Here is a 26,069-nt window from a genome sequence, read left to right as displayed (position 1 = left end):
CGGCGTCCGCGTCCGTGTCGCCGGGGCGACGGCGGACGAGGCGGGCTCGGCGGTGTGCCGTACGGGGCGGTGCGGGTGCCGGTCCGCGCGATCCCGTTCGCGGCTCCGCCGGGATCGGGCGGCCGGCGCGGGCACCGTGACCGCGGGTGCGCCGCCGTCTACGGCCGTCCGGGTGCCGGGGCGCGGACCGCCGGTGCGGGCCGAGCGCGGTCTGGGGGAGTGGTGGTTCGCCGGGTGGGACCGTGTGGGGGGAGGGGGCGCATGACGGGTGCATCCCTTCAGGTGCCTGCGGAACAAGCGGTCATGTACGTGAACACTGTTCGTTCACCTGCTCGCAGCCCGTGGGGGAGTGGCGAGCGGGTCAACCTGTTGAACGGAACGTAGAGGGCAAGCGCTTTCTAGTCAACGGTTCGCGCAACACCTCTTGCGTCACCGCGCGGACGGCGCCGCGTGGGGTCCGGTTCCTGGCGTGGGAGCGCTTCCATCAAGGGCATGTGCATGCCATCATGCGGTCGACCCGGTCCCGAGCCGTGGCCGACGCCAGGAAGGGGCTCCACGTGTCCGCCACCCCCCGCACCCTCACGAGACGGCGGCGCCCCGCCGTGCTCACCGCTGTGACGCTCGCCCTGGCGGCGCTGCTCGCGGCGCTGGCCCTGGCGCCCGCCGCCGATGCCCGTGCCGCGGCCCCCGCCCGTGCCGCCGCCGCTGTCCCCGCCGCGACCCTCACCCGGGTCACCGGCTTCGGCGCCAACCCCAGCGACCTGGAGATGTACCTGTACGTGCCGGAGTCCGTCACCGACCGCCCCGCGGTCGTGGTGGCCCTGCACTACTGCACCGGTTCCGGCCCGGCGATGTACTCCGGCACCGAGTACGCGCGGCTGGCGGACCGCTACGGGTTCATCGTGGTCTATCCCTCCGTGACGCGGGCCGGCAAGTGCTTCGACGTCTCCTCGCCCCAGGCGCTGCGGCGCGGCGGCGGCAGCGACCCGGTCGGCATCACGTCGATGGTCGACTGGGTCTCGCAGACCTACCGCGCCGATCCCGGCCGGATCTTCGCCACCGGCAATTCCTCCGGCGCCATGATGACGAACGTGCTGCTCGGCGACTACCCGGACGTCTTCGCGGCCGGTGCCGCCTTCGCGGGCGTCCCGTTCGGCTGCTTCGCCACCACCGACGGCTCCGCGTGGAACAGCGCCTGCGCGGCCGGCACCGTGACCCGGACCGCGCGGCAGTGGGGCGATCTGGTCCGGGGCGCCTACCCCGGTTACACCGGCCCCCGGCCTCGTATGCAGCTGTGGCACGGCACGCAGGACGGGACCCTGCGGTACCCGAACCTCGGGGAGGAGGTCAAACAGTGGACCGATGTGCTCGGCGTCTCCCAGACCCCCGCCGTCACCGACTCCCCGCAGCCCGGCTGGACCCGCACCCGCTACGGCGGCACCGGTGACCGGGCGCCGGTGGAGGCGATCAGCCTCGCGGGCGCCGGACACGACCTCTACGCCCATGGCATGGGCGAGCGCGCCATCGCGTTCTTCGGCCTGGACGCCGCCGGCCCCGCGCCCGCGCCTCCGGCGGGCCCGTGCCGGGTGACCGTCACGACCAACGCGTGGAACACCGGCCTGACCGCCTCCGTGACCCTCACCAACACCGGCGCCACCACGGTGAACGGCTGGAAGCTCGCCTTCACCCTGCCCGCCGGCCAGACGCTCACGGCCGGCTGGGGCGCCGCCTACGCACCCGCCTCCGGCGCGGTCACGGCCACCAGCGCCCCGTACAACGGCACGCTCGCGCCCCACGCGAGCGTCACCCTCGGATACCAGGCGACCCACACCGGCGACAGCGCCGCCCCGAGCGCCTTCGCGCTCAACGGGACGGCGTGCGCCACGGGCTGAGCCCTCCGTACGTGCCCCTCCGACCGGAACCGGAGGGGCACTTTCCGTTCGTGCGGACCTCAGACGGAGCGGTGGTACTGGTCCGGCACGTGCACCTCGCCGCCCAGCTCACGCGCCGCGTGCCGCGCCCAGGACGGGTTGCGCAGCAGCTCACGGCCGAGCAGGACCGCGTCGGCCTCGCCGTTGGCGAGGATCTTCTCGGCCTGCCGGGTCTCGGTGATGAGGCCCACCGCGGCGACCGGCAGCGTGGTCTCGGCCTTCACCCGCGCGGCGAAGGGCACCTGGTAGCCGGGGCCGGTGGGGATGCGGACGCCCGAGGCGTTGCCGCCGGTGGAGACGTCGAGGAGGTCGATGCCGTGGGCCCGCAGATCGCGGGCGAAGCGCACGGTGTCGTCCGGCGTCCAGCCGCCCTCCTCAAGCCATTCGGTGGCCGAGACGCGGAAGAACAGCGGCTTGTCCTCGGGCCAGACCGCCCGGACGGCGTCGACGACTTCGAGGGCGAAGCGGGTCCGGTTCTCGTACGAGCCGCCGTAGGCGTCGGTGCGGTGGTTGGAGTGCGGCGAGAGGAACTCGTTGATCAGATAGCCGTGGGCGCCGTGGATCTCGGCGATCTCGAATCCGGCGGCCAGGGCGCGGCGGGCCGCGTCGGCGAACTGCCCGACGACCTTCCTGATCTCGTCCACCGTCAGCTCGTCCGGCACCGGGTGCGCCTCGTCGAACGGGAGCGCGCTGGGTGCCACCGGACGCCAGCCGAGCGCGTCCTCGCCCAGCGGGGCGCCGCCCTTCCAGGGCTGGTCGGTCGACGCCTTGCGCCCGGCGTGGGCGAGCTGGATGGCGGGCACGGTGTTCTGGGTGCGGAGGAAGTCCGTGATCCGGCGGAACGCCGCGACCTGGGTGTCGTTCCACAAGCCCAGGTCGTAGGGGGAGATGCGGCCCTCGGGAGTGATGCCGGTGGCCTCGACGATGATCAGGCCGGTGCCGCCGGCCGCGCGGGCGGCGTAGTGCGCGAAGTGCCAGTCGCCGGGGACGCCGGCCGACGGGCCCTGCGGTTCCGCGGAGTACTGGCACATCGGCGGCATCCACACCCGGTTGGGGATGGTCACGTCGCGCAGGCTCAAAGGCTGGAAGAGGGCGCTCACGGCGGGTCGCTCCATTCGTCGCGGTACCGATGGACGCTTCGTACGATAGCCCTCGTAGTACGGCGGATGTCAAACTACGGTGATCCTCGTACAATGGGGAGCTCCCCGGGAAGCCTTGCCGGACCGGCGGGAGCCCCCACCGGACGAACTGGAGCCGCCGTGACCGCCGCCGTCCCCGCCCCCAGCAGCCGCGACCTGCCCCACCCGGCCCGCGAGGAGATCCGGCTGGAGGGGGTGCTGCACGCGCTCGCCGACCCCATGCGGCTGCGGATCGTGCGCGAGCTCGCCGCCGACGGCGACGAGCTCTCCTGCTCGCACTTCGACCTGCCGGTCACCAAGTCCACCACCACCCACCACTTCCGGGTGCTGCGCGAGAGCGGGGTGATCCGGCAGACCTACCGGGGCACGGCCAAGATGAACGCGCTGCGCAGGGACGACCTAGACGACCTTTTCCCCGGCCTGCTCGACGCGCTCCTGGCCGCCGCCGCCCGCCAGTACGCCCGCCTCGGCAGCGGCTGAACCGCCCCTGGCCGGCAGGTGGTTGAAGAGCAGGTTCAGCACGATCGCGGTCAGGCAGCCGGCGCTGATGCCGCTGTGCATCACCGTCTGGAACCAGTCCGGGAACCGGTCGTAGACGGTCGGCACGCCCACCGGCAGCAGCCCCACCGCCACCGAGACGGCCACCACGGTCAGGTTGTGGTTCCCCGCGAAGTCGACCCGCGCCAGCGTGCGCAGCCCGCTGCCGGCCACCGTCCCGAACATCACCAGGCCCGCACCGCCCAGCACCGGCGCGGGTATCGCCGCCACCACCGCGCCCAGCTTGGGCAGCAGGCCCAGCAGGACGAGGAACCCGCCCGCCGCGGCGACGACCCAGCGGCTGCGCACCCGGGTCATGCCGACGAGTCCCACGTTCTGCGCGTACGCCGTGTACGGGAAGGTGTTGAAGACGCCGCCGAGGACGGTCGACAGCCCGTCGGCGCGCAGACCGTCCGCCAGGGACCGCGGCGCCACCCGCCGGCCCGTCATCTCGCCGACCGCGATGAAGTCACCCGTCGTCTCGGTCATGCACACCAGCGCCACGACCAGCATCGACACGATCGCCGGCGTCTCGAACACGGGCGCGCCGAAGTGGAACGGGGTACTGACACCGACCCAGCCGGCGTCCGCCACCCCGCCGAAGTCGGTGAACCCGAACGGCACCGCGACGGCCAGCCCGGCGGCGATGCCGATCAGCACCGCGATCCGGCTCAGGAACGCCGGCCCGAACCGCTGTACGGCCACCACCACGGCCAGCACGAAGGCGGCCAGCGCCAGGTTCCCCGGCTCCCCGAAGTCGCCGGCCCCGGAGCCCCCGGCGGCCCAGTTGCCCGCCACCGGCAGCAGTGAGACACCGATGATCAGGATGACCGTGCCGGTGACCAGCGGCGGGAAGAAGCGCAGCAGCTTCCCGAAGACCGGCGCCAGCAGCATGATCGCGAGTCCGGCGACGATCACCGACCCGTAGATCGCGGGCAGCCCGCCGCCCGTCGTTCCGATGAGCACCATCGGGGACACGGCCGCGAACGTACAGCCCTGCATGATCGGCAGCCGTATGCCGAAGCGCCAGAAGCCGACGCACTGGATCAGCGTGGCGATGCCGCACACCAGCAGATCCGCGGTGATCAGATACGCCAGGTCGGCGGGCGGCAGCTTCATCGCCCCGCCCACGATCAGCGGGACGGCCACCGCGCCCGCGTACATCGCGAGCACGTGCTGGAGGCCGAAGGCGGCCAGCCGCCCTGCGGGCGGGACCTCGTCGACGGGATGCGCGGGATGCGCGGGTGCGGTCGGGGCCATGGGAGCTCCTGGGCTGCGGGTGGGGGAGGAAACATCCGAACAGCCAGAGACCGTAGGCCGGTTGAACAGTTTGTTGATTTCCGGAGTGTTGCCGCCGTGTGTCGGGCCCGGCGGGCGGTTCCGCGCCGGTCTCACACCCGGCCCGGCGTCCCCGTCCGCGCCGCCGCCAGCAGCGACTCCCAGTCGGGCAGCTTGACCACGCCGCGCCCCAGCGAGGCGCCGAGCTCCGCCTCGGCCCGCTCGATGGCCCGCCATCCGGCCCACTCGACCGGTTCGACGCCCTCCGCGCGCAGCAGCGGCAGCGGGTCCCCGGGCACCTCCCGGCCCGGTACGAGCGCGGGGGCGTCCGCGAGCAGCGACGCCACGGTCTCCTTCGCGCACGGGCGGTTGCTGCCGATGACGCCCGTCGGGCCCCGCTTGATCCAGCCGGCCACGTACTCACCGGGTGCCACGACGCCCGCCCGCAGGACGCGGCCCGCCAGATGCGGCACCGTGCCGCTCGCCGCGTCGAACGGCAGACCCTCCAGCGGCACTCCGCGGTACCCCACCGACCGCAGCACCAGCTGCGCCTCGATCTCCTCGTGGCGGCCGGTGCCGGTCACGCCGCCGCGCCCGTCCGGCGCCGTCCGCTCGAAGCGCACGGCCCCCACCCGCCCGGCCTCGGGGAGCAGCGCGACGGGACGCAGGAAGAAGCGCAGCCTGATCCGGCGGGCGCCGCCGGGCGCGGGGGACCCGGCCCAGCCGCGCAGCACCTCCACGTTGCGGCGCTGCGTGCCGGGCAGCCCCGAGGGGTCGGTGCAGGCCGGGTCCAGCGCCAGCTCGGCCGGGTCCACGGCGACGCCGGTGTCCGGCAGGGTGCCCAGTTCGCGCAGCTCCTTGGTGGTGAAGCGCGCCTGGGAGGGGCCGCGCCGGCCGACCATGTGGATGTCGGTCACCCGGCTGGCGGCGAGTGCCGTCAGCGCCGCCTGCGGCATGTCGGTCCGGCTCAGCTCGGCCGTGCCGCGGGCCAGCATGCGCGTGACGTCCACGGCGACGTTGCCGGCCCCGATGACCACCGCCGACCGGGCGTTCCGTACGAAGCCGTTGCCGGCGGGGGCGCCCGCCCGCCCGGGCGGCGCCGAGGGCCCGGCGGAGTCCGGATGGGCGCTGTACCAGGAGACGAACTCGGTCGCCGACCAGCTGCCCGGCAGATCCTCGCCGGGAATCCCCAGGTGCCGGTCGGCCGCGGCGCCCACGCAGTACACCACCGCGTGGTACAGCTCCCGCAGCCGGGCGGCCGGCACGCCCCGGGCCCCCACTTCCACGCCGCCGAGGAAACGCACCCGGTCGTGCTCCAGCACCGCGCGCAGACTGTTCTGCAGCGACTTGATCTTCTCGTGGTCCGGGGCCACGCCGTACCGCACCAGCCCGTACGGGCACGGCAGCCGGTCCAGGACGTCGACGTACGCCTCGCACTCCTGCTCGACGAGGCTCTGGGCGACATAGCATCCGCTCGGTCCCGAGCCCACGACGGCGACACGCAGCACGGCGGCCTCCTTGCCGGGGGATCTCCGAGGGCGTCAGGAGATCGCTGGTGGTTTCCAGCATCGCACCGCGCGGCCTGCGCTGTCAGGGTGCTGCCCGCGGCGGGGGCGCGTGTTTCGTTCGTACGGATGTGATGATGCGGTTACGTTGCGTGTGTGCTTGAAGCATCCTGTCTTCATCATGACGCCCTCCACCTCGCCGGCCGCTGCCCGGCGGACGCCGCGGTGTCCGTACGGCGGGCCTGGACGGTGCGGCAGGGCTCCGGCGCGGTGACCTGGTTCGAGATCCGGGTCGTCTTCGGTGACGGCGCCCGGGTCGAGGCGCTCGCCGCGGTGTCCGACGACGGAGTCTGCCTGGAGGACGTCCGGGGCCGCCCGGGGCTGGCGCTGGAGGACCTGGCGGTGCTCGCCGAGTGGCTGGAGGGGCCGCTGGCCGACGCCTGCGCACCGCCGCCGGAATCCGGTGCGCCCGCCGCGCGGCGAGCCCGGCCCGCATGGCCGCGCGGCAGGGAGGGGCGGCGGCTGGCCGCCCGGGAGTACCGCGCGGCACAGGAGCGGGGCGCCGACCCCGTCCTCGCGGTGATGCGCGCGACCGGGTACAGCCGCCGTACGTCACTCAGGCTGATCGGGCAGGCCCGCGACGAGGGCTTCCTGGCACCGCGCCGGGCGCGGCGCTAGCAGGGCCTGCCGTCCCCCCCCGGCTGCCCCGCGACGCCATGTACGCCCTCTCGCCGCACCGGGCCCGACCCGGGTACGTCCGGGTACGAGGATCTGGCCCCGGCACGGCGAGAGCACGCGCCTGACGCCGCGAGGCCCGCCCTTCGGGCGCACGACGGAAGGTCGACGACCGGCCCCGGCTGTGCTGTCCCGGCGGCGGGGCCGCGGACGGCGGTCCCGCCCCCGGCGGGCGGGGCGGCGGCGTCACAGCATCGTGCGCATCCGCGTGATCTCGCTGGTCTGCTGGGCGACCACGTCGTCGGCCATCTCCTCGATCTGCACGTTGTTGCCCTGTGCCTTCACATCCGTCGCCATCGTGACGGCGCCTTCGTGGTGGGTGATCATCAGGGTGAGGAAGAGCCGGTCGAACGCCTCGCCCCGAGCCGCCCGGAGCTTCTCCAGCTGCGCGTCGGTCGCCATCCCGGGCATCGCGGCGTGGTCGTGGCCGTGGCCGCCGCCCGTCTCCCTCTCGCCGTGCCTCTTCAGCCAGCCCCGCATGGCCGTGATCTCCGGCCCCTGGGCGGCGCTGATCCGCTCCGCGAGCCGCTTCAGCCGCGCCGAACCGGCGCGCTGCGGGGCGAGTTCGGTCATGTCCAGCGCCTGGGCGTGGTGCTGGATCATCATCCGCGCGTAGGCGACGTCCGCCGAGTTGGGCGAGTCGTCGTCGGCGCGGTGCCGTTCGGCGTCCTGCGCGGACAGTGTCCGGTTGGCCTCGCCCGGCTTGCCCGGCGCGATCACCGAAGGCCCGTCCGCGGCGGCGGACTTCGCCGTCGAACCGGAGTCGCAGGCGCTGAGCCCCAGCACGGCGAGGGCGGCCAGCGAGGCCGTGACGAGCGAGGTGTGCGACGCGGAGCGGAAAAGCACAACGACCTCCTGTGACAGACGGGATGGGCGGCACCTCATGAGTCGCTTCACGACTGTCATGACCGTCTTAGCACGCCTCTACATGTAGAAGATCAAAACATTTCATTACGTGCACGCTACCCCCTGTTGATATGTGCATGGCGAGACGATACTGCCGGGAGTGCGTGAACCGTTCCGACGTGAACGGACGTAGGGAGGAAAACAGTGATCCTGTTGCAAAACCCCCGAACGCCGTGCAGACGCCTGGGCGTCGCGGCCGTCGCCGCCGGGCTTCTGTCCGCGCTGCTCACGGCCGGGCCGGCCGTGGCGACCCCCGACCCCGGGGACGCCCCGGCGAAGCCCAAGGCGGTGTCGAAGAGCGCTCAGGCCGAGACCCGGCAGGCCATAGCGGGCGGCGACATACCCGGCCAGAACCAGATCGTCCACTCGGCCAACATCGAACATCTGGCGAACATCCCCAAGGACGCCCTGCCGGGCACCAACTCGGACCTCGCCTTCCAGGGGAAGTACGCCTTCGCCGGAAACTACGACGGTTTCCGCGTCTTCGACATCAGCGACCCCAAGGCGCCGAAGACGGTCACCCAGGTCCTGTGCCCGGGCTCGCAGAACGACGTCTCCGTCTCCGGCGACCTGCTGTTCCTGTCGACCGACTCCTCGCGCAGCGACAGCAGTTGCAACAGCACCACCCAGCCCGCGACCGAGAAGTCCTCCTGGGAGGGCATGAAGGTCTTCGACATCAGCGACAAGCGGAACCCGAAGTACGTCGCCGCCGTCGAGACCGCCTGCGGCTCGCACACCCACACGCTGGTGCCCGAGCGCCGCGCCGTCTACATCTACGTGTCCTCGTACGCGCCGAGCGCCGCCTACCCCGACTGCCGGCCGCCGCACGACGGCATCTCCGTCATCAAGGTGCCGCGCAGCGCCCCGGAGAAGGCGGCGGTCATCGACTTCCCGGTGTTCTTCCCCGGCGAGGGACCGGACGGCGGCGGCAACCCGGGCGCGCCCGCCAACCCGGGTGTCTCCAAGACCACCGGCTGCCACGACATCACGGTGCTGCCCTCGAAGGACCTGGCCGCGGGCGCCTGCATGGGCGACGGCATCCTGTTCTCCATCGCGGACCCCGAGCGCCCCAAGGTGATCGACCGGGTGCAGGACAACGCCAACTTCGCGTTCTGGCACTCGGCGACCTTCAACCAGAAGGCGAACAAGGTCGTGTTCACCGATGAGCTGGGCGGCGGCGGCGCGCCGACCTGCAACGCGAAGACCGGCCCGAACCGCGGCGCCGACGGCATCTACGACATCGTCGGCAAGGGGGACAAGCGCAAGCTCGTCTTCCGTAACTACTTCAAGATCTCTCGGCACCAGGCGGACACCGAGAACTGCGTGGCCCACAACGGCTCGCTGATACCGGTCAAGGGCAAGGACCTCATGGTCCAGGCGTGGTACCAGGGAGGTGTCTCGGTCTGGGACTTCACCGACTCCTCCCGCCCGAAGGAGATCGCCTACTTCGAGCGCGGCCCGCTGTCCACGGACAACCTGGTCACCGGCGGTTCCTGGTCGGCGTATTACTACAACGGGTACATCTACTCGAACGACATGGCCAAGGGCTTCGACGTCCTGAAGCTCGACGACCGGCGCACCGACCCGGCCCGGCGGATCCAGCTGCGCGAACTGAACGTCCAGACGCAGCCGGACTACTTCGACTGACCGTGCGGACCGCTCCGCCGGCCGTCCCGGTGTCCGGCCGGCCGGCACTTCGGCGCGGTCCCCGTCGCGAAGAACCGTGACAGATCCGTCTCGCACGTCCCGCCGGGCGCTCCCGTGTCCGGCGGGACGCCCATCTCCCAGTCCAGCCGGTAGCGCTTGAACAGCTCCGCCCGCAGCACCGGCACGGGCATGGGCACACCCGGCACCAGCGCGGCGTACACCGCTCCCATCAGCAGCGCGCGCAGCATGGGGTAGTCGCTGTCGACGTCCCGGGAGCCGTGCCGGGCGACGGTGTCCCGCAGCAGCTCGGCCAGGCGCCGCTGCTCCGGGCACGGGACGAAGCCCTCGGCCTGCAACAGGCCGGCCATGTGCTGGCGCATCAGCACCGGCCGGTCACGGGCCAGCCCCAGGATCGCGTCGATGGCCCGTGCCATCCGCTCCCGCCCGTCCTCGGCGTGCGGCTCCCGCTCCAGGGCCTCCTCCAGCGTGCGGTGCATCAGCCGGTGCACGGCGGACTGGACGAGGTGGCGCTTGCCGGGGAAGTAGTACGACACCAGCCCGCGCGCCGAGCCCGCCCGGTCGGCGATGTCGCCGAGCGTCGTCGCCTCGTAGCCGCGCTCGCCGACCAGCTCCACGGCGGCTTGCAGAAGCCGCTCCTTCGAACGTCTCCGCAACTCTTCATTGACCGAGGCGCTGCGCGGGGACATGCTGGAAACTCCTGCGTTGACTGGCTGCCAGCCAACTATACTCAACGCATCCGGTCGGGCCCGTGATGGGCCTGGTCCGGGTTGCCGTCCGCCTCGGGCGACGCGGGGGATCGTCCGAGGCGGCCGGTCCGGCCTGCGCTGCCGCCTCTCGTCGTGCGGTTTTCCCGCTCCTCGCCTTCACCCCTTCCCGCCTCGCTCTTCTCGTCTTGCCGGGGCTTGTCCGGCTTCCCGGCTTCTCGTCTTGCCGGGGCCTCCGGCTTTCTCGCCTCCCGGGGCCGCTCCCGGTCGCTCTTTGCGCGCCCTCGTCTTGTCTCCGGCGTGCCCGAGAAGCTATATCGTATGGCGGAAAGAAAATGTCGCGAAGTGGAAAGCGTTCTCTGGGGGGCGTGAGCGGGACGTGCGACGGTCGGATGATGTGCGGTGGCGGCGTCCGGGGGGAGGCGCGGGTGCCGGGCCGCGGGTGCTGCGCGGCCCGGCGCAGGTGATGTTCCTGGCCAACGCGTGGACGGGCGCCGTCTTCTGTCTGGCGCTCTGCGCGGCCGACTGGCGCTACGGCGCGTACGGACTGGGGGGCGCCGCCCTGGGCACCGGTGCCGCACGTCTGCTGGGCGTGGCCCGCGACCGGGTGGAAACGGGGCTGGAGGGCTTCAACTCCTGCCTCGTCGCCCTGTGCTTCGCGGTCTTCCTCGACGCGGGCCGGCTGTCCACGGCGCTGCTCGCCGCCGCGGGCTGCGCCGTGGTCACGGTCGTCACCGCCGCTGTGGTCCGGCTGCTGCGCGTGTGGGACCTGCCGTCGCTGACCCTGCCGTACTGCCTGCTGGCGGGTGCGGTGACGGTCGCCGCGCCCGGATTCCGGCGGATCTGGCCGCACGGCGACAGCCTCGCCGCGCTGCCCCGCGCCGCCTCCGGGCCCACCTTCCTGCGTTCGGACGAGGTGTGGCGCGCCTTCTTCCGCAACGTCTCCCAGGTCTTCTTCCTGGACCGCTGGTACGTGGGCGCGCTGCTGCTGGCGGGGGTCTTCCTGGCGAGCCGGGTGGCGGGCCTGGTGGTCTGCTGCGGCAGCGCGACGGGCATTCTGACCGCCTGGGCGCTCGGGGCGCCGGCCGCACGGATCGCCGACGGCACGATGGGCTACAACGCGGTGCTCGTGGCGCTCGCGCTCTGCGGTGTGTTCCTGGAGGCGACCCGGGCCACGCTGCTGTACGCGCTGCTCGGCGCGGCGACCGCGACCGCGGTGACACCGGCGGTCGCCGCTCTGCTGGCCCCCGCCGGGGGCCACGCCTTCACCTGGCCGTTCGTCCTGACGACGTTCGGCTTCCTGCTCGCGGCCCGTTCCTTCCCGCGCCTGACCGGGCGCGGCCCCGGCCCGGGCGAGGCGGCCCCGCCCTGGCGGGTCACCGCGCCGCCGGTGCCCTCCGCGTAGGCCCGCGCGTCACGGGGCGGGCGGACCCCTGGTGCTCGCGTTACCCCCTGGGGCCTCTCGTTCGGGCGCGCCGGGCGCCCGCGGGGCCTGCCACCGCCCCTCGCGGCGTTGCCGAAAGTCCCTAGGACGCCGGGTCCCGCTGCGAGGGGAGTTCCCCGCTCCGGGCCGCAGGCGGTGTCTGTGCCCGCCACCGCCGGTGCAGCGGTACCGCCACCGCCACCACCAGGGCACCGAGCAGCCAGCCGCCGACGACGTCGGAGGTCCAGTGGACACCCAGCCACACCCGGGTCAGGCCGACCCCGGCCACGGAGACCACGGCCACGGCCAGCGCGGCCAGGCGCGCCGGGCGGGCGGCGCCGTGGCGGTGGAGGAGCCACAGCAGCAGGCCGCAGACGAGCGTCGCCGTCATGGCGTGGCCCGACGGGAAGGCGGCGTAATGGGCGCTGTCCACGGGGTCGGGCCAGACCGGCCGGGGGCGGCCCACCACCGCCTTCAGCACCTGTTGCAGCAGGCTGCCCACGGCGCAGGTCGCCGCCAGCCATCCGGCGGTCCACCACGCCGCGTGCCGCAACCCCAGCCACACCGCCACCACCGCGCACAGCAGGCGCATCGTCCAGGGGTCCCAGACCCAGTCCGTCAGGATGCGGAAGACCCGGGTGACGCCCTCTTCCGCCACCGCCCAGCGGTGGGTGGTGCGGGAGATGTCGCCGTCCAGGGCGATCAGGGGGCGCCACTCGGCCGCGACGAGGAGGAGCAGTACCGCGGAACACGCCGCGAGGATCCAGGCGGCGCGGACGGCGGTGCGGGACCGCGGTGGGCGGGGCGGGGAGGCGGCGGGCGAGGTCTGCATGGAGCGATCCTCGCCGACCGGTGGGTCCGCGGGCCACTCGCGCGGGCCGCGCGCCGCGCGGGCGGGACCGCCGGCCCGGTCAGCCCAGCGCGCGCAGCCCCGGCACGAAGGCCACCAGTACCGGCACCACCGGCACCAGGGACGCCGCCGCCGTCAGGCGCAGCCGGCGGACCGCCGGGAGCCGGCCGGGAGGGGTGAGCAGCCGGCGCACCCGTTGCGGCACATGGGCGTGTGCGGCCGGACAGGGGCCGAAGACGCCCCGGTCCTCGTTGAGTTCGACCAGTGCCAGGGCGGTCGTCAGCCGGCCGAAGCGCCGGGAGGCCACGTCGTCGGCGGCCAGTTCGACCAGCCGGTGCATCTCGTCGCGGAACGCGGCGAACACCGGTACCTGCGGGAACCCGTCCGCGAGCGCGGCCGAGCAGTGCAGCAGCCAGTCGTGCCGGGCCTGCGCGTGGCCCTGCTCATGGGCGAGGACGGCGTCCAGCCGCCGGCCCCTCAGCCGGCGCAGCGCGGCCGTGGTGACGACCAGCTGCGGGGGAGTGCCGGGCAGCCACCAGGCGCCGGGCCGCTCGCCCTCCAGGACGACCAGCGGACGCGACCCGGGCGCCTCGCCCGGCAGCAGCGGTGCCCGCAGCCGCAGTTCGGCCCGGCGGCGCCCGCGCCGGGCCCGGGCCCGTACGACCTCCCGGACCAGCATGGCCGCGCTCCACAGCCCGCCGAGGGCCAGCGTCACCGCGGTCGCCGCCGCCCACAGGCCGGCCGTGCCCAGGGCGTAGGCTTCCGCGACGGCGCGCGGCGCCGTGGCGAAGACGTGACCGCCCACCGCGTGCCAGGCCGCCGCCGCGCTGAACGTCATCGACAGCGCGCAGCACACGAGGACGGCCGCCACCACGCACTGCCACGCCCACAGGGCGACCACCGGTTCACGATCCGGCCAGTCGGCCCGGGCGAGCACCCGGGGAGCGGCGACGGCGGTCAGGGCACCGAGCAGCAACAGGACCGCGGGGAGGATCATGGGGGCAGCCTATGAGCGCCGCGCCGCCAGGGGTACGCCCCACCGGGCAAAGTGACGCAGACAACGGATTGCGCGGACCGGGACGACGAATTCCGCACGCGGGCCGCGCCCGTGCCCCGGGCGCGCGCCCGGCGGCGTCACAGCGTCAGCAGCATGGCGAGCATCGCGATCCCCATCGACAGCCGGCACGCCCGCGCCAGTTCCGGCCGGCCGGCCCACCCGGCGGTCGGCCCGTCGGCCGTGACGGCGGCGACCGGCACCAGGCGGATACCGCCGAGCAGCACATACCCGGCGAAGTAGAGCAGCAGCGCACCGGTCAGCGGCGGTACGCCCGCGCCGCCGTGCCCGTGGCCCTGCCCGTGGGCGGGGGAGCCGGCCATCACGACCGCCATGTAGACCATCGCGCCCGCGCCCACCAGATGGTGCAGGTGGTGCGGGCTGTCCCGGGCCGCCCACAGGGCGTGCAGCCCGGCCGCGCCGAACACGGCCGCGTACAGAGTCCAGGACCACGGGGGAGGGCTGAACACCGCGGGCGGTACGGCCATCGCGGCCATGCCGAAGCCCATGAGGGCCTCGCCGCCCGCCTCGCGGCGCTGCTCCTCCGTACCGCCGCGCATCCGCAGCAGGCAGTAGGCACCGGCCGCCGCGCACAGCGCCACCAGTGCCCAGCCGGACGACGCCCCTGCGTGCATGCGCGCACCTCCCGCTCGCCCGCCGCCGGGACCGCCGCTCGCGGCGGTCCCGGCGGCCTTCCCCCCACGGTCGCTTCCCCGACCGTCCCCCGACGATCGGTCAAGGGCTGCCCCGGCGTCGCGGCGCGCACGCGAGCGCAAGGATGTACGCGGGGAGCACGCGACGGCTCCCAGTTTATTTCACGAGTAAAACACCTGCTAAAGTATGGGTATGAGCAGTGCGACCCCCACCCCCCCGACCCCGCTTCGCCGGCGCCTGCCGCTGGCCGGCGTGCTGCGTCCCGGACGCCCCTCCGACATCTGGTTCAAGCCCGCCCTGAGCGTGGTCGCCGCCGTCGCGCCGCCCAACCTGATCCTGCTGGCGCTCGGCCGGCTCGACCTCGCGATGTACACCATGGCCGGGTCCCTGTGCGCCCTGTACGCCCACAACCGCCCCTACGCCGCCCGCGCCCGGGTCCTGGCCCGGGTGGTGCTCGGCATGCTCGGCGGCGTCGCCGTCGCCCTGGTCACGGCCTCGCTCACCCGCGACGCCGTCGTGCTGGTGACCGTCGGCGCCCTGCTGGCCGCCGCGCAGAAGGTCCTGTGCGACGCCACCCGCGTCGGCCCGCCCGGCAACGTCGTCCTCACCTTCGTCAGCTCCGCCTGCCTCTTCGCGCCGCAGACCCTCGGCCAGGTCCCCGGCCACCTGGCGCTGGGCGCCGCCGCGGGCGCCTGGGCCTGGCTCGTCGGCATGGCGCCGGCGCTGCTGCGCCCCACCGGCCCGGAGCGCCGCGCCACCGCCCAGGCCCTGAACGCCGCCGCCGCGTACGCCGCTGCGCACGGCGCCGGCGAGGGGCGGGCCCGGGCGGCGCGCGCCGCCGGATACGCCGCCGTGCAGGCCGCCTGGCAGACGCTGCTGTCGCTGCCGTCCAGCGGCGCCCGCGCCGCGACCCGGCACGCGCTGGAGCGGCTCGTCGTCCGCGCCGAGGTCGCGCTCGCCGCGCCCGCCGACGCCGACCCGGAGCGGCTGCGCGCCTGGGCCCGCGCCCTGCGCGGCACCGGACGCGTCCCCCGGACCGGGGACCTGCGCACCGGCGACGCCCGGACCGGCGACTCCCAGGCCGCCGCGGACGAACTCCTCGGCGTGGAGGCCGAGTTCGGTGCCCGGCCCGTGCCGCTGTGGCACCGTCTCGTCCCGCTGGCCCCGCTCGGCGTGCGCACCGCCCTCGGCTGCGCCCTGGCCGGCTACGCCTCGCTGGCCCTCGGCATCGGCCGCCCCTACTGGGCCCTGGTCACGGCCGCCGCGCTCTACCAGGCCAACCTCACCCTCACCTGGAGCCGGGCAGTCCAGCGGGTCGTCGGCAACCTGGGCGGAGCCCTCGTCTTCGCCGCCGTGGCCCCGCTGGCCCACCTCGGCCAGGCCGCCCTGGTCCTGTGCTGTCTGCTGTTCGCCTTCGGAGCCGAGGCCCTCATCAGCCGCAACTACTGGCTCGGCACCCTCTGCGTGACCCCGATGGCGCTGCTCATCACCGAGTTCACCGGCTACCAGGAGCCCGGCGTGCTGATCACCGAGCGGGTCGTGGACACCCTCGTCGGCGCGCTGGTCGGCTTCGCCGCCGCCGTGGCCGTCACCAACCGGCGCGCGGGCGACCGTGTCGAGCGGGCGGTGGCCGCCGTGGACCGCGCCCGTGAGCGCGCCGCCCGCCTGCTGGCCGAACCCCATGCGGCGCCCGGCGCCCTGGACGCCGCCCACCGCGCCCTGGCCGCCGCGCTGGTCGAGCTGCGGGCCACCGCCGACGCCGCGGCCGGCGAGTGGTGGCAGCGCGCACTGCCCCAGGAGAGGGTGGTGCGCGCCGAGCAGGCCGGACACCGTACGCTCGCGGCCATGGTCCGCCGCCGGACCGACGTGGAGGCGGCGCGGCCGGACCAGAGCGCGGGGACGACGACGGAGGACATACGGCCATGACGGCAAGCGCGGAGCACCCGGTGAACGACGGCGCCGCGGCGGGCACGGCGGCAGGGGACACCGTGGCCGCGGTCGTCCGGCAGTGGCGGGCCGTCCGCCCCGGTCTCGACACCGGCCCCATGGAGATCATCGGCCGCATCAACCGCTGCGCCGCCCTCCTCCAGCAGGCCGAGGACGCTCCGCTGCGCCGGGCCGGGCTGAGCCGTCCCGAGTTCGACCTGCTGGGGGCCCTGCGCCGAACCGGCCACGAGCTGACCCCGGGGGAGCTGGCCCGCGAGACCTTCTCCTCGGGCGCCGCCGTCACCAAGCGCCTCAAGCAGCTCACCGAACGCGGTCTGGTCGAGCGCCGCGGCGACACCCGAGACCGCCGGGTCGCCCACCTCCGCCTCACGGACGCCGGCCGCGACCTCGTCGACGGCATCCTGCCCGAGCAGCTCGCCTACGAGACCGCCGTGCTCTCCGGCATGGACGGCCCGCGGCGGGACGACCTGGCGGCGCTGCTCGGGGAGCTGCTCGGCCAGCTCGAAGGGCGCCTGGACGCGCTGCGGACCTGACGCCGGGCCCCGGCGCCCGCGCTCGCGACACGTCGTGCACCGTGCGGCGGTGGGCGGAGCGGCGGTCGTCGACGGCCGGCCAGCGGTCGCCGTAGACGTTCGGGGTGATGGCCGGCTCCCGCACGAGGTCGCGCGGGAAGCTCAGCGGCACGCGCTCGCCTCGTCCAGGCGGGCGAGGGCGTCCGCGTCCGGGTCTGCGGTGCGCTCGACCGCGAACCACCGAGGACGCACGCAGGCGGTGTCAGCCCCCGGGCGCGCCGTACACCCCGAACATAGCCCCCTGCGGATCCCGCAGCACCGCGATGCGCGGCCCCTCGGGAAGCGAGGTCGGCACCATGAGGACGCTGCCGGAGCCGCTCATGGCGTCGGCCGCGGCGGTGTCCGCGTCCGCCACCGCGAAGTACGGCAGCCAGTGCGCCGGCACCTCGTGCGGGAACTTGTCGTCCATCGTCACCATGCCGCCGAAGACGGCGCCGCCGACGCGCCACCGCGGGTAGCGCTCCCCGCCGCCGGAGCTCCAGCCGAAGACCGCGGCGTAGAAGTCCCGGGCCCGGCCGGGTTCGCGGGTCAGCAGTTCCACCCAGCCCAGCGCCCCCGCCGCGTTGAACAGCCCGGCGCCCGTGAAGGCGCGGGCCTGCCACACCTGGAACACCGCCCCGTCCGGATCCGCGGCCACCGCGAAGCGGCCCGCGTCGAACACGTCCGCCGGGCCGAGCAGGACCGCCCCGCCGGCGTCCGTCACCCGGCGCGCGGCGGCGTCCGCGTCGCCCACGGCGAACGAGACGGTCCACGCCACCGGCTGCCCCGGCTGGTACAGCGGGGTCAGCCCGGCCACCGCCGCGTCGCCGAGGCGCGCGATCGTGTAACCGCCCGTCTGCAGCCGCGCATCGGTCGTCGGGCGCCAGCCGAACAGCTTGGTGTAGAACCGCCTGGCCGCCGCCACGTCGCTGGTCCCCAGCTCGGCCCAGCAGGGCCCGCCGGTCACCGGTCGGTCGAGCTTCATGGCGTCGGGCGTCCCTTCCGCGGTCCTGGCCGGGCCCCCTCCAGCACGCTAAGCCTCCGCCAGGACTCCGGCCATCCGGCACCAGGACACCGGTGCGCGCGCCCCCGGGCCCGGCCACCCGCACGGGCCGTCCGCGGATCGGCCGGGACCACCGAGGTGTCCGCCCGGATGAGCTCAGATCCCCGGCCGGTACCGCAGCGGATGGTCCGCCGGCACCTCCACCAGCACGATCGGCGTCCCGTCCGGGTCCGCGATCCACATCTCCACCAGCCCCCACGGCTCCCGCGCCGGGGGCCGGGTGATCTCGACACCCCGCGAGCGCAGCTCGTCGCGGGCGGCGGCGACATCCGGGACCTGGAGCCACAGCCGCACGGCCGGGGGCGGCGGGGTGTCCGAGCGGCCGGAGACCTCCAGGAAGCCGCCGCCGAGGAAGTAGACCGTGCCGCGCTCCGGGCCCGTACCGAACTCCCGGTAGACGGCCAGGCCCAGTTGCTCGCCGTAGAAGGCGCGGGAACGTTCGGGATCGGTGGGGCGGAGCAGGATCCTGCTGCCGAGTACGTGGACCATGCGACCGGAGCCTAACGGCAGGGTTACCCTCGTCCGTGCCCACGCCGCGCCCGAGACGGGAGACACCACCATGGCCACCACCGCGACCGGACTGACGTTCCGCGACGCCGCCGACGCCGACGTGGACGAGCTCGTCGCGCTGATCGAGTCGGCGTACCGCGGAGAGTCCAGCCGGGCCGGGTGGACGACCGAGGCGGACATCCTCCAGGGGCAGCGCACCGACCCGGAGGGCGTGCGGGAGGTCGTCAAGTCGCCCGACAGCAGGCTGCTGACGGTGGAGCGGGACGGGCGGATCGTGGCCTGCTGCCAGCTGGAGCACCGCGGGGCGTACGCCTACTTCGGGATGTTCGCGGTCAGCCCGGCGCTCCAGGGCGCGGGCCTGGGCAGGACCGTCCTCGCCGAGGCCGAGCGGCAGGCCCGCGAGGCCTGGGGCGTGGCGGAGATGCACATGACCGTGATCTCCGTCCGCGAAGAGCTCATCGCCTGGTACGAGCGCCGCGGCTACCGCCGTACGGGACGCATGTCGCCGTTCCCGTACGGCGAGGAGCGCTTCGGTATCCCGCTCCGCGACGACCTGCGGTTCGAGCTGCTGGTCAAGCCGCTGGTGTGATCCTCACGCGGTGAAGCGGCCGGTGCGCTTGATCTCGGGGCGGTCGGTGGTCGCGCCGTCCAGGCCCAGGGCCCGTACGAGACGCAGGTGGTCCTGGGTGTTCACCACCCAGGCGAAGACCCTCAGCTCCGCCTCGCGCGCCAGCCGCACGACCTCCAGGGTGATCCGGTTGATGTCCAGGCAGAGCGTGGCTGCCCCGGCCTCGACGGCGCGCTCCACGACCTCGGGGCCGTAGTACTGGGCCACCAGCGCCGTGCGCACCCCCGGCACCAGGCGTGCGACCTCCATGATCGCCTCGGCGTGGAAGGAGATCACCTCCACCCGGCCGGCCAGATCCCGGCGGCGCATCACCTCGGCCAGCGTCCGTGCCGCCGCCATGTCCTTGATCTCGGCCTGGAGCGGCACCGACACCGCGTCCAGCACCTCCTCGAAGACCGGGACCCGCTCGCCGCGGCCCGCGTCCAGGGTGCGCAGCTCGGCGAGGGTCTTCCGGGCGATCGGGCCGGTGCCGTCGGTCGTCCGGTCCACGTCCGCGTCGTGCATGACGACCAGGGCGCCGTCCTTGCTCAGATGCAGGTCGAGTTCGACGACGTCGAGGCCGGCCTGCTCGGCGGCGACGAAGGAACGCAGGGTGTTCTCCGGTTCGACACCCATGACTCCGCGGTGACCGATGGTGAGGAAGTTCAAGGTCCGACTCGCTTCCGTCGACTGCGGCGGGCAGAGCGGCAGCGTAGCGCCGACCGGTGCACCCTCCCTCCCCCGGTGTGCCCGACAGGAAAACATGCGGTGAAGGCAGGGGTCAGGCAGGATAATTTCCTGAGGTGCCCCTTGCTGGGAGAAACCCCGTAGACATACGGTGGGACAACGCGAGGTTCTCCTGTGGAGGATGGGACATGACGGAAATTCTTGTGCAGGTGGGTGCGGAGGAGAAGGTTCCTCCCGTGGCCAGGGTGGTGGAGCACCCGGCATGGCCCGTGCTCAAGGATGCCGTGGAGCGGATCCGGCCATGGCAGTCCAAGGACGGGTCGATCGACTTCGACGCCGAGGGCGCCCCGCGGCGCGCCGAGGCCGAGGACGCCGTACGCCGCGTCGCCGGTGCCGTCGAGGAGCTGTCCCCGCTGCTTCCGCACGACCGCGCCTACCACGAGGCCCTCGTGAAGGACCTGCGCCGCTGGGCCGAGGGCGGCTTCCAGGTGCCCGACTTCCTGGACTCGCTGCTGGCCTTCCAGCCCGCCGCGAACCGCTGGGACGGCCTCCAGCACCTGGTCGTCTTCCCGATGTACACCCAGAACGGCAACCCCGACCGCAACCTGGAGGCGGTCGTACTGCGCATGGTCTGGCCCGACTGGCTTGCCGAGCTGGAGCGCACCCGCTACGACAACCCGCTGTTCTGCGGCATCACCTTCGAGGACTTCACGGCCGGGTACGACACCAACTCCGCCGTCCTCTTCCCCGAGACCATCGCCGTGCGCGAGGCCCCCGAGCGCTTCACCTGGGGCGGCATCTTCTGCGACCGCGAGGCCGCCCGCTTCCGCCGGGTCACCGCCGCCGCCGTCGACATCCTGGGCCTTCGGCTGCCCGAGGACATCGCCGCCATGGTCCACGACCAGAAGCGCTGCGAAGAGGCGTTCGTGCTGTGGGACATGATCCACGACCGCACCCACAGCCATGGCGACCTGCCGTTCGACCCGTTCATGATCAAGCAGCGCCAGCCGTTCTGGATGTACGGCCTGGAGGAGCTGCGCTGCGACCTCACCGCCTTCAAGGAGGCCGTGAAGCTGGCGGCCGACGGCGTCCCGCAAGCCCGCGACGTGCAGTACGCGGTGCTGTTCGACCGCATGTTCCGCTTCCCGGTCACCGGCGAGCGCGTCCGCAACTACGACGGCCTCGGCGGCCAGCTCCTCTTCGCCTACCTGCACAAGCACGACGTCGTCCGCTGGACCGACAACACGCTCTCCCTCGACTGGGAGCGCGCCCCGCAGGTCACCAACCAGCTGTGCGCCGAGATCGAGAAGCTGTACCGCGACGGCATCGACCGGCCCAAGCTCGTCCACTGGTTCGCCGGGTACCAGCTGGTCTCCGCCTACCTGGCCCCGCACCCCGGCTCGAAGTGGGCCAAGGGACCGGACGCCCTGGACCTGACCCAGCCGCCGCGCAAGCTCGTGGACGACGTGCTTCCGGACGAGTTTCCGCTGAGCATGTTCTACGAGGCGCTGTCCAAGAAACTGAAGAATGTGATCGCCTCCACCAAGGGCATCACGGCGGACGGCGCGGAGCGGGTCGCCGCATGAGCGACCGCACCACAGACAAGGCTCGGGAGGCGAGGACCATGGGGAACGGGGCGCTCGACGGCGCGGTGATCGCGGTGGCCGGAGCGGGCGGACCCGCCGGCCGGGCCGCGCTGCTGCGGCTCGCCGAGGCGGGGGCGACCGTCGTCGGCTCGGACAACGACCCGCAGCGGCTGGCCGAGGCCGTGGACGCGGCGCGCTACGCGCACGGCGGCGCCACGGTCACCGGCGAGACGGTCGACCTGCTCGACCGGGACGCCACCAAAGGCTGGGCGGACCGGATCGAGAAGGAGTACGGCCGCGTCGACGGCCTGGTCCACCTCGTCGGCGGCTGGCGCGGCAGCCAGACCTTCACCAAGACCGATCTCGGCGACTGGGACCTCCTTGAGAAGCTGCTGATCCGCACGGTGCAGCACACCTCCCTCGCCTTCCACGAACCGCTCCAGCGCAGCGACCGCGGCCGCTACGTCCTGATCAGCGCCGCGGGCGCCACCAGGCCCACCGCGGGCAACGCCGCCTACTCGGCCGCCAAGGCCGCGGCCGAGGCGTGGACGCTGGCCATGGCCGACTACTTCCGCAAGGCGGGGGGCGAACAGGGGCCGACGTCCGCGGCTGCCATCCTGGTGGTGAAGGCGTTGGTGCACGACGCGATGCGCGCCGAGCGCCCCAACGCGAAGTTCGCGGGCTTCACGGACGTCAAGGACCTGGCCGAGGCCGTCGCCGGCGTCTGGGAGAAGCCCGCCGCGGAAGTGAACGGAACCCGTCTGTGGCTGACCGAGAAGCCGTGAACCGACCGAGGACCGACGCGCGTCGCCACCACGACCCCGAGGTCCGCGGTTTCGCCAGCGACAACTACGCCGGCGCCCACCCGGAGGTGCTCGCCGCCCTGGCCCTGGCCAACGGCGGGCACCAGGTCGCCTACGGCGAGGACGCGTACACGGAGAACCTCCAGCGCGTCGTCCGCGGCCACTTCGGGGCGACGGCCGAGGCGTTCCCGGTCTTCAACGGCACCGGAGCCAACGTCGTCGCGCTCCAGTCGGTCACCGACCGCTGGGGCGCGGTGATCTGCGCCGAGAGCGCGCACATCAACGTCGACGAGTGCGGGGCGCCGGAGCGGGTCGGTGGGCTGAAGCTGCTCACCGTCCCCACCCCCGACGGCAAGCTGACCCCCGAGCTGATCGACCGGCAGGCCTACGGCTGGGACGACGAGCACCGCGCCATGCCGCAGGTCGTCTCGATCACCCAGAGCACCGAGCTCGGCACCCTCTACACCCCCGAGGAGATCCGGGCCATCTGCGAGCACGCCCACGCGCGCGGCATGAAGGTCCATCTCGACGGCTCCCGGATAGCCAACGCCGCCGCCTCCCTGGACGTGCCCATGCGGACGTTCACCAACGCGGCCGGGGTCGACATCCTCTCCCTGGGCGGCACCAAGAACGGCGCCCTGTTCGGCGAGGCGGTCGTCGTCATCAACCAGGACGCCGTCCGCCACATGAAGCACCTGCGCAAGCTGTCCATGCAGCTCGCCTCCAAGATGCGCTTCGTGTCCGTGCAGTTGGAGGCGCTGCTCGCCAAGGACCTGTGGCTGCGCAACGCCCGGCACGCCAACGAGATGGCCCAGCGCCTCGCCGAGGGCGTCCGGGCGGTGCACGGGGTGGAGATCCTCTACCCGGTGCAGGCCAACGCGGTCTTCGCCCGGCTGCCGCACGAGGTGAGCGAGCGCCTCCAGAAGCGGTTCCGCTTCTACTTCTGGGACGAGGCCGCGGGCGACGTCCGCTGGATGTGCGCCTTCGACACCACCGAGGAGGACGTGGACGCGTTCGTGGCGGCCCTCAAGGAGGAGATGGCCCGCTAGGCAACGCCGGCGCGAGGCCGGAGCGCCGAGCACAAGTGCATAGGTATGCGGTCACCTGAAAAGTCATTGACTCGCGGGTGATCGCGTTCCTATGCTCTGCGGGCATGGAGCCGATCCAGGAAACCCCCGACCTATCCGCTTACTTGGCTGCGGATGAGGCCATCGACCATGGCCATCCGGCCGTACGGCAGACGTCCGCGCGCCTCGCCAAGGAGGCGGAGGACTCGTATGCCTATGCCCGCCTGGCGTTCGAGTTCGTCCGCGACACGATCCCGCACTCGCGGGACTCCGGCGACCCGCGCGTCACCTGGAGGGCCTCCGACGTCCTGGAGCAGGGCACCGGCATCTGCTACGCCAAGGCCCACGCGCTGGCCGCGCTGCTGCGGGCCGAGGACATCCCCACCGCGCTGTGCTACCAGCGCCTGCTGCACGACGACGGCGCCGGGTACGCGGTGCACGGGCTGGTCGCCGTCCGCTTCAACGGCGCCTGGCACCGCCAGGACCCGCGCGGCAACAAGCCCGGAGTGGACGCCCGGTTCTCCCTGGACGGGGAGCGGCTCGCCTTCGTCCCCGATCCCGGGGCCGGCGAGGTGGACTACCCGGTCCTCCACCCGCGACCGCATCCGGTCGTGCTGGCCGCCCTGAAGGCGGCGCCCGACCGGCCGCACCTGTGGCAGACGCTCCCGACCGGGTTGTGAGGCGAGGCGGGGGTCGCGGTCGCCGCACGGCTCCCGGGACGGAGGGGCGGTCCCCAAGGGCCGTCCGATATCCGCGCGTCCGGCGCGGGCGCGCCCGGGGCGCTCAGTGCGCCTCCGCCGCGCGGACCTCCTCCGCCGTCGGCGCCGTGCCGCCGAGGTGGGCCGGCATCCACCAGGTGTCGTCCGGGCCCTTGGGGCGCGCGGGGTAGGCGCGCTGCGCGGCCTCCAGCAGCTCCTGCACCCGCTCGCGCACCCGGCGCGTGAGCGCGCCCGCGTACTGCTCGCGGGAGGCCTCGATCGCCTCGCCGACCCGGATCGTGACCGGGATGTGGCTGCGCTTGAAGTTGCGCGGCTGGCCCTTGGTCCACAGCCGCTGGGTGCCCCACACCGCCATCGGGATCAGCGGCACGCCCGCCTCCTGCGCCAGGCGCGCGGCACCCGACTTGAAGCTCTTGAGCGTGAACGACTGCGAGATGGTCGCCTCCGGGAAGACCCCGACGATCTCGCCCGACCGCAGGGAGTCCAGGGCGTGCGCGTAGGCGGCCTCGCCCTGGTTGCGGTCGACCGGGATGTGCTTCATCCCGCGCATCAGCGGGCCGGAGACGCGGTGGCGGAAGACGGACTCCTTCGCCATGAAGCGCACCAGCCGCTTCTGCGGCAGCGCCGCCAATCCGTTGAAGACGAAGTCCAGGTAGCTGATGTGGTTGCTCACCAGTACGGCGCCGCCCGAGCGCGGGATGTTCTCCGATCCCCGGCAGTCGATCTGAAGATCCCACACCTTGAAAAGGGTGCGGGCGAGACCGATGACGGGGCGGTAGACGAGTTCTGCCATGGGCCGGACGGACCCTTCCTGTCTCTGCCTGGGAAGGGGCTCCCAGTAAAAGTTACGCGGCCGTAGGTTTACGGCATGTCGCAGATGGTGCCCCAAGAACGGCCGGTGAACCAGTCCTGGTGCCCGTCCGCGGCGTAATCCTCGTCACGTCCCTTCTTTGACCCGCTTTTTGCCCAGTAGTTACCCCGTGTCTACCGTCGCCCGCCCCGCGGCGGCCCCCGTGCCGCCCGCCTTCGCGGGAATCAAGCGCCCGGTGGCGGACACCCGGACGGGGGCGGGAATCTTCGCGGCCCGGTGGACGCTTCCCACAGAGGCGACCGCACCGGAGCGGTGCGCCCCGGTGCCCGCGGCGGGAGCGGCCACGGCACCGGACGACGGACGGAGTGGGAGAGGACGCGTGCGCGAACGCGACGACGGCGTGCGGCTGGATGCCGCCCAACTGGGCGCCGCTCTCGGCGAACGCGCCACGCTCGTACAGTTCTCCAGTGCCTTCTGTGCCCCCTGCCGGGCCACCCGGCGCGTCCTTGGTGAGGTGGCCCGCATGGTGCCGGGCGTCGCCCATATAGAGATCGACGCCGAGGCCCGTCTCGGCCTGGTCCGCGCGCTGGACATCCTCAAGACGCCGACGGTCCTCGTCCTGGACGCGGACGGCCGGGTCGTGCGGCGCGCCACCGGCCAGCCGCGCACCGCGGACGTGATCGCCGCCCTGGGGGAGGCCGTGTGACCCCCCGCTCCGCCGGACCCGCCGCCCGTCCACTCCCGCGCAAGGACCGCTCCATGACGACCCCGCCCGATCTGACCGCGCCCGGACGCGCCGCTCCCGACCTGCTCCGGTCCGTCTTCCGGCGCCATGCCGCGGGAGTCGCCGTGATCACCGCGTGCGGCGAGAGGGGCCCGGCCGGATTCACCGCCACCTCCCTCGCCTCCGTCTCCGCCGAGCCCCCGATGCTCTCCTTCGGCGTCGGCACCGGTGCCTCCAGCTGGCCCGCCATCGCCGCCGCCGGCCACGTCGGCGTGCACATACTCGGTGAGCACCAGCGGGAGCTCGCCGCCACCTTCGCCCGCAGCGGCGCCGACCGCTTCGGCCCGCCGACCGCCTGGCGCGAGGGGCCCGAGGGCGTGCCCGTCCTCGACGGCGTCCTCGCCTGGCTGGTGGGCCGCGTCGTCGCCCGCGTCCCCGCCGGAGACCACCGCGTGGTGCTGGCCGAGGTCGTGCACGGCGACTGCGCCGGACCCGGCCGGCCCCTTCTCTACCACCAGGGACGCTTTACCGCCCTGCGTGACTGACCGCCCGGGGCCCTTCTGCGGAACGGTCGGGTTCCGGTTACGCTGCGTTGCGAAGGTCACAGTTC

26 protein-coding genes are annotated in these 26,069 nt (G+C 73.6%); 14 read left to right on the top strand and 12 right to left on the bottom strand.

The genetic code is table 11. The annotated features are described in order from the left end of the window. The first annotated feature begins 557 nt into the window (after positions 1 to 557). Positions 558 to 1,892, top strand: a complete 1,335-nt coding sequence (locus tag AB0L74_RS13980; RefSeq protein WP_365650238.1) for a PHB depolymerase family esterase — start codon at positions 558 to 560, stop codon at positions 1,890 to 1,892. Between the two features lie 59 nt (positions 1,893 to 1,951). Here the strand turns inward: AB0L74_RS13980 and AB0L74_RS13975 are convergent, their stop codons facing one another. Continuing rightward, positions 1,952 to 3,031, bottom strand: a complete 1,080-nt coding sequence (locus AB0L74_RS13975) for an NADH:flavin oxidoreductase/NADH oxidase (RefSeq protein ID WP_365650235.1) — start codon at positions 3,029 to 3,031, stop codon at positions 1,952 to 1,954. Between the two features lie 159 nt (positions 3,032 to 3,190). On the opposite strand from AB0L74_RS13975, the gene AB0L74_RS13970 reads away from it, so the two are divergent. Beyond that, entirely contained in the window at positions 3,191 to 3,550 is a 360-nt protein-coding gene (locus AB0L74_RS13970) for a helix-turn-helix domain-containing protein (RefSeq protein ID WP_365650232.1), read from the top strand. On the opposite strand, the gene AB0L74_RS13965 is transcribed toward AB0L74_RS13970, so the two are convergent. Next, positions 3,470 to 4,867, bottom strand: a complete 1,398-nt coding sequence (locus AB0L74_RS13965) for a nucleobase:cation symporter-2 family protein (protein WP_365650229.1) — start codon at positions 4,865 to 4,867, stop codon at positions 3,470 to 3,472. The two genes, AB0L74_RS13970 and AB0L74_RS13965, sit on opposite strands and share 81 nt — an antisense overlap. 131 nt (positions 4,868 to 4,998) lie before the next feature. Continuing rightward, complete coding sequence (locus AB0L74_RS13960; RefSeq protein ID WP_365650226.1) at positions 4,999 to 6,393, bottom strand: FAD-dependent oxidoreductase; 1,395 nt, start codon at positions 6,391 to 6,393, stop codon at positions 4,999 to 5,001. A 222-nt stretch (positions 6,394 to 6,615) separates the two neighbouring features. Between AB0L74_RS13960 and AB0L74_RS13955 the strand changes: the two genes are divergently transcribed. After that, complete coding sequence (locus tag AB0L74_RS13955; protein ID WP_365650662.1) at positions 6,616 to 7,068, top strand: DUF6214 family protein; 453 nt, start codon at positions 6,616 to 6,618, stop codon at positions 7,066 to 7,068. A 243-nt stretch (positions 7,069 to 7,311) separates the two neighbouring features. Here the strand turns inward: AB0L74_RS13955 and AB0L74_RS13950 are convergent, their stop codons facing one another. Beyond that, a complete protein-coding gene (locus tag AB0L74_RS13950) occupies positions 7,312 to 7,971 on the bottom strand; it encodes a DUF305 domain-containing protein (RefSeq protein WP_365650223.1) in 660 nt (219 codons plus the stop codon). A 204-nt stretch (positions 7,972 to 8,175) separates the two neighbouring features. Here AB0L74_RS13950 and AB0L74_RS13945 point away from each other — a divergent pair, with 204 nt between their 5' ends. Further along, positions 8,176 to 9,678, top strand: coding sequence for a hypothetical protein (locus AB0L74_RS13945; protein ID WP_365650220.1), 1,503 nt, complete (start codon positions 8,176 to 8,178; stop codon positions 9,676 to 9,678). On the opposite strand, the gene AB0L74_RS13940 is transcribed toward AB0L74_RS13945, so the two are convergent. Beyond that, positions 9,666 to 10,385, bottom strand: coding sequence for a helix-turn-helix domain-containing protein (locus tag AB0L74_RS13940; protein ID WP_365650217.1), 720 nt, complete (start codon positions 10,383 to 10,385; stop codon positions 9,666 to 9,668). The genes AB0L74_RS13945 and AB0L74_RS13940 overlap by 13 nt on opposite strands. A gap of 460 nt (positions 10,386 to 10,845) precedes the next feature. On the opposite strand from AB0L74_RS13940, the gene AB0L74_RS13935 reads away from it, so the two are divergent. Beyond that, entirely contained in the window at positions 10,846 to 11,808 is a 963-nt protein-coding gene (locus tag AB0L74_RS13935; protein ID WP_365650214.1) for an urea transporter, read from the top strand. 121 nt (positions 11,809 to 11,929) lie between these two features. Here AB0L74_RS13935 and AB0L74_RS13930 read toward each other — a convergent pair whose 3' ends face one another. The 3 genes from AB0L74_RS13930 to AB0L74_RS13920 form a co-directional block, all read right to left on the bottom strand. Next, entirely contained in the window at positions 11,930 to 12,658 is a 729-nt protein-coding gene (locus AB0L74_RS13930; protein ID WP_365650211.1) for a phosphatase PAP2 family protein, read from the bottom strand. A gap of 79 nt (positions 12,659 to 12,737) precedes the next feature. Then, positions 12,738 to 13,673, bottom strand: a complete 936-nt coding sequence (locus AB0L74_RS13925; RefSeq protein ID WP_365650208.1) for a M56 family metallopeptidase — start codon at positions 13,671 to 13,673, stop codon at positions 12,738 to 12,740. A gap of 137 nt (positions 13,674 to 13,810) precedes the next feature. Further along, positions 13,811 to 14,365, bottom strand: coding sequence for a DUF5134 domain-containing protein (locus AB0L74_RS13920; protein ID WP_365650205.1), 555 nt, complete (start codon positions 14,363 to 14,365; stop codon positions 13,811 to 13,813). A gap of 211 nt (positions 14,366 to 14,576) precedes the next feature. On the opposite strand from AB0L74_RS13920, the gene AB0L74_RS13915 reads away from it, so the two are divergent. Both AB0L74_RS13915 and AB0L74_RS13910 read left to right on the top strand, forming a co-directional pair. Next, positions 14,577 to 16,310 carry an FUSC family protein gene (locus AB0L74_RS13915; RefSeq protein ID WP_365650202.1) on the top strand — a complete coding sequence of 578 codons (1,734 nt, stop codon included), beginning with the start codon at positions 14,577 to 14,579 and terminating at the stop codon, positions 16,308 to 16,310. Continuing rightward, positions 16,307 to 16,864: a MarR family transcriptional regulator gene (locus AB0L74_RS13910; RefSeq protein ID WP_365650199.1), complete on the top strand. Its 558-nt coding sequence runs from the start codon at positions 16,307 to 16,309 to the stop codon at positions 16,862 to 16,864. Before AB0L74_RS13915 ends, AB0L74_RS13910 begins: the two co-directional genes overlap by 4 nt. 241 nt (positions 16,865 to 17,105) lie before the next feature. On the opposite strand, the gene AB0L74_RS13905 is transcribed toward AB0L74_RS13910, so the two are convergent. Both AB0L74_RS13905 and AB0L74_RS13900 read right to left on the bottom strand, forming a co-directional pair. Beyond that, positions 17,106 to 17,867 carry a VOC family protein gene (locus AB0L74_RS13905; protein ID WP_365650196.1) on the bottom strand — a complete coding sequence of 254 codons (762 nt, stop codon included), beginning with the start codon at positions 17,865 to 17,867 and terminating at the stop codon, positions 17,106 to 17,108. 174 nt (positions 17,868 to 18,041) lie between these two features. Then, positions 18,042 to 18,434, bottom strand: coding sequence for a VOC family protein (locus AB0L74_RS13900; RefSeq protein WP_365650193.1), 393 nt, complete (start codon positions 18,432 to 18,434; stop codon positions 18,042 to 18,044). A 70-nt stretch (positions 18,435 to 18,504) separates the two neighbouring features. Between AB0L74_RS13900 and AB0L74_RS13895 the strand changes: the two genes are divergently transcribed. After that, on the top strand, positions 18,505 to 19,044 hold the full coding sequence (locus AB0L74_RS13895; RefSeq protein ID WP_365650190.1) for an N-acetyltransferase: 540 nt from the start codon (positions 18,505 to 18,507) through the stop codon (positions 19,042 to 19,044). Positions 19,045 to 19,047: 3 nt separating this feature from the next. Here AB0L74_RS13895 and AB0L74_RS13890 read toward each other — a convergent pair whose 3' ends face one another. Further along, positions 19,048 to 19,731, bottom strand: coding sequence for a glycerophosphodiester phosphodiesterase family protein (locus tag AB0L74_RS13890; protein WP_365650187.1), 684 nt, complete (start codon positions 19,729 to 19,731; stop codon positions 19,048 to 19,050). A 206-nt stretch (positions 19,732 to 19,937) separates the two neighbouring features. Between AB0L74_RS13890 and AB0L74_RS13885 the strand changes: the two genes are divergently transcribed. The 4 genes from AB0L74_RS13885 to AB0L74_RS13870 all read left to right on the top strand — a co-directional run bounded on the left by AB0L74_RS13885 (position 19,938) and on the right by AB0L74_RS13870 (position 23,885). After that, a complete protein-coding gene (locus AB0L74_RS13885) occupies positions 19,938 to 21,335 on the top strand; it encodes a DUF6421 family protein (protein WP_365650184.1) in 1,398 nt (465 codons plus the stop codon). Between the two features lie 38 nt (positions 21,336 to 21,373). Next, the gene (locus AB0L74_RS13880; RefSeq protein ID WP_365650659.1) at positions 21,374 to 22,120 is read left to right on the top strand and encodes an SDR family NAD(P)-dependent oxidoreductase; all 747 of its coding nucleotides are present in this window, start codon (positions 21,374 to 21,376) and stop codon (positions 22,118 to 22,120) included. Next, complete coding sequence (locus AB0L74_RS13875; protein ID WP_365650181.1) at positions 22,117 to 23,187, top strand: low specificity L-threonine aldolase; 1,071 nt, start codon at positions 22,117 to 22,119, stop codon at positions 23,185 to 23,187. The genes AB0L74_RS13880 and AB0L74_RS13875 overlap by 4 nt, the downstream gene beginning before the upstream one ends. 104 nt (positions 23,188 to 23,291) lie before the next feature. Then, the gene (locus AB0L74_RS13870) at positions 23,292 to 23,885 is read left to right on the top strand and encodes a transglutaminase domain-containing protein (RefSeq protein WP_365650178.1); all 594 of its coding nucleotides are present in this window, start codon (positions 23,292 to 23,294) and stop codon (positions 23,883 to 23,885) included. Positions 23,886 to 23,988: 103 nt separating this feature from the next. Here the strand turns inward: AB0L74_RS13870 and AB0L74_RS13865 are convergent, their stop codons facing one another. After that, positions 23,989 to 24,717, bottom strand: a complete 729-nt coding sequence (locus AB0L74_RS13865) for a lysophospholipid acyltransferase family protein (RefSeq protein WP_365650175.1) — start codon at positions 24,715 to 24,717, stop codon at positions 23,989 to 23,991. Positions 24,718 to 25,057: 340 nt separating this feature from the next. On the opposite strand from AB0L74_RS13865, the gene AB0L74_RS13860 reads away from it, so the two are divergent. Continuing rightward, positions 25,058 to 25,441, top strand: a complete 384-nt coding sequence (locus AB0L74_RS13860; RefSeq protein ID WP_365650656.1) for a thioredoxin family protein — start codon at positions 25,058 to 25,060, stop codon at positions 25,439 to 25,441. 53 nt (positions 25,442 to 25,494) lie between these two features. Then, positions 25,495 to 26,004: a flavin reductase family protein gene (locus AB0L74_RS13855; RefSeq protein ID WP_365650173.1), complete on the top strand. Its 510-nt coding sequence runs from the start codon at positions 25,495 to 25,497 to the stop codon at positions 26,002 to 26,004. Positions 26,005 to 26,069: the final 65 nt, after the last annotated feature.

This window comes from Streptomyces sp. NPDC052020 (assembly GCF_040680575.1).
GTDB lineage: Bacteria > Actinomycetota > Actinomycetes > Streptomycetales > Streptomycetaceae > Streptomyces.
Note: the sequence above shows the minus strand (reverse complement) of the source record. Positions and strands in the feature narration are given on the sequence as shown.

What these genes read in the sequence shown, in the direction of transcription:
- AB0L74_RS13925 (WP_365650208.1), bottom strand. Translation starts at nt 13,673, where the DNA reads ATGATCCTCCCCGCGGTCCTGTTGCTGCTCGGTGCCCTGACCGCCGTC.
- AB0L74_RS13895 (WP_365650190.1), top strand. Translation starts at nt 18,505, where the DNA reads ATGGCCACCACCGCGACCGGACTGACGTTCCGCGACGCCGCCGACGCC.
- AB0L74_RS13965 (WP_365650229.1), bottom strand. Translation starts at nt 4,867, where the DNA reads ATGGCCCCGACCGCACCCGCGCATCCCGCGCATCCCGTCGACGAGGTC.
- AB0L74_RS13910 (WP_365650199.1), top strand. Translation starts at nt 16,307, where the DNA reads ATGACGGCAAGCGCGGAGCACCCGGTGAACGACGGCGCCGCGGCGGGC.
- AB0L74_RS13870 (WP_365650178.1), top strand. Translation starts at nt 23,292, where the DNA reads ATGGAGCCGATCCAGGAAACCCCCGACCTATCCGCTTACTTGGCTGCG.
- AB0L74_RS13930 (WP_365650211.1), bottom strand. Translation starts at nt 12,658, where the DNA reads ATGCAGACCTCGCCCGCCGCCTCCCCGCCCCGCCCACCGCGGTCCCGC.
- AB0L74_RS13885 (WP_365650184.1), top strand. Translation starts at nt 19,938, where the DNA reads ATGACGGAAATTCTTGTGCAGGTGGGTGCGGAGGAGAAGGTTCCTCCC.
- AB0L74_RS13940 (WP_365650217.1), bottom strand. Translation starts at nt 10,385, where the DNA reads ATGTCCCCGCGCAGCGCCTCGGTCAATGAAGAGTTGCGGAGACGTTCG.
- AB0L74_RS13915 (WP_365650202.1), top strand. Translation starts at nt 14,577, where the DNA reads ATGAGCAGTGCGACCCCCACCCCCCCGACCCCGCTTCGCCGGCGCCTG.
- AB0L74_RS13920 (WP_365650205.1), bottom strand. Translation starts at nt 14,365, where the DNA reads ATGCACGCAGGGGCGTCGTCCGGCTGGGCACTGGTGGCGCTGTGCGCG.
- AB0L74_RS13905 (WP_365650196.1), bottom strand. Translation starts at nt 17,867, where the DNA reads ATGAAGCTCGACCGACCGGTGACCGGCGGGCCCTGCTGGGCCGAGCTG.
- AB0L74_RS13855 (WP_365650173.1), top strand. Translation starts at nt 25,495, where the DNA reads ATGACGACCCCGCCCGATCTGACCGCGCCCGGACGCGCCGCTCCCGAC.
- AB0L74_RS13880 (WP_365650659.1), top strand. Translation starts at nt 21,374, where the DNA reads ATGGGGAACGGGGCGCTCGACGGCGCGGTGATCGCGGTGGCCGGAGCG.
- AB0L74_RS13900 (WP_365650193.1), bottom strand. Translation starts at nt 18,434, where the DNA reads ATGGTCCACGTACTCGGCAGCAGGATCCTGCTCCGCCCCACCGATCCC.
- AB0L74_RS13865 (WP_365650175.1), bottom strand. Translation starts at nt 24,717, where the DNA reads ATGGCAGAACTCGTCTACCGCCCCGTCATCGGTCTCGCCCGCACCCTT.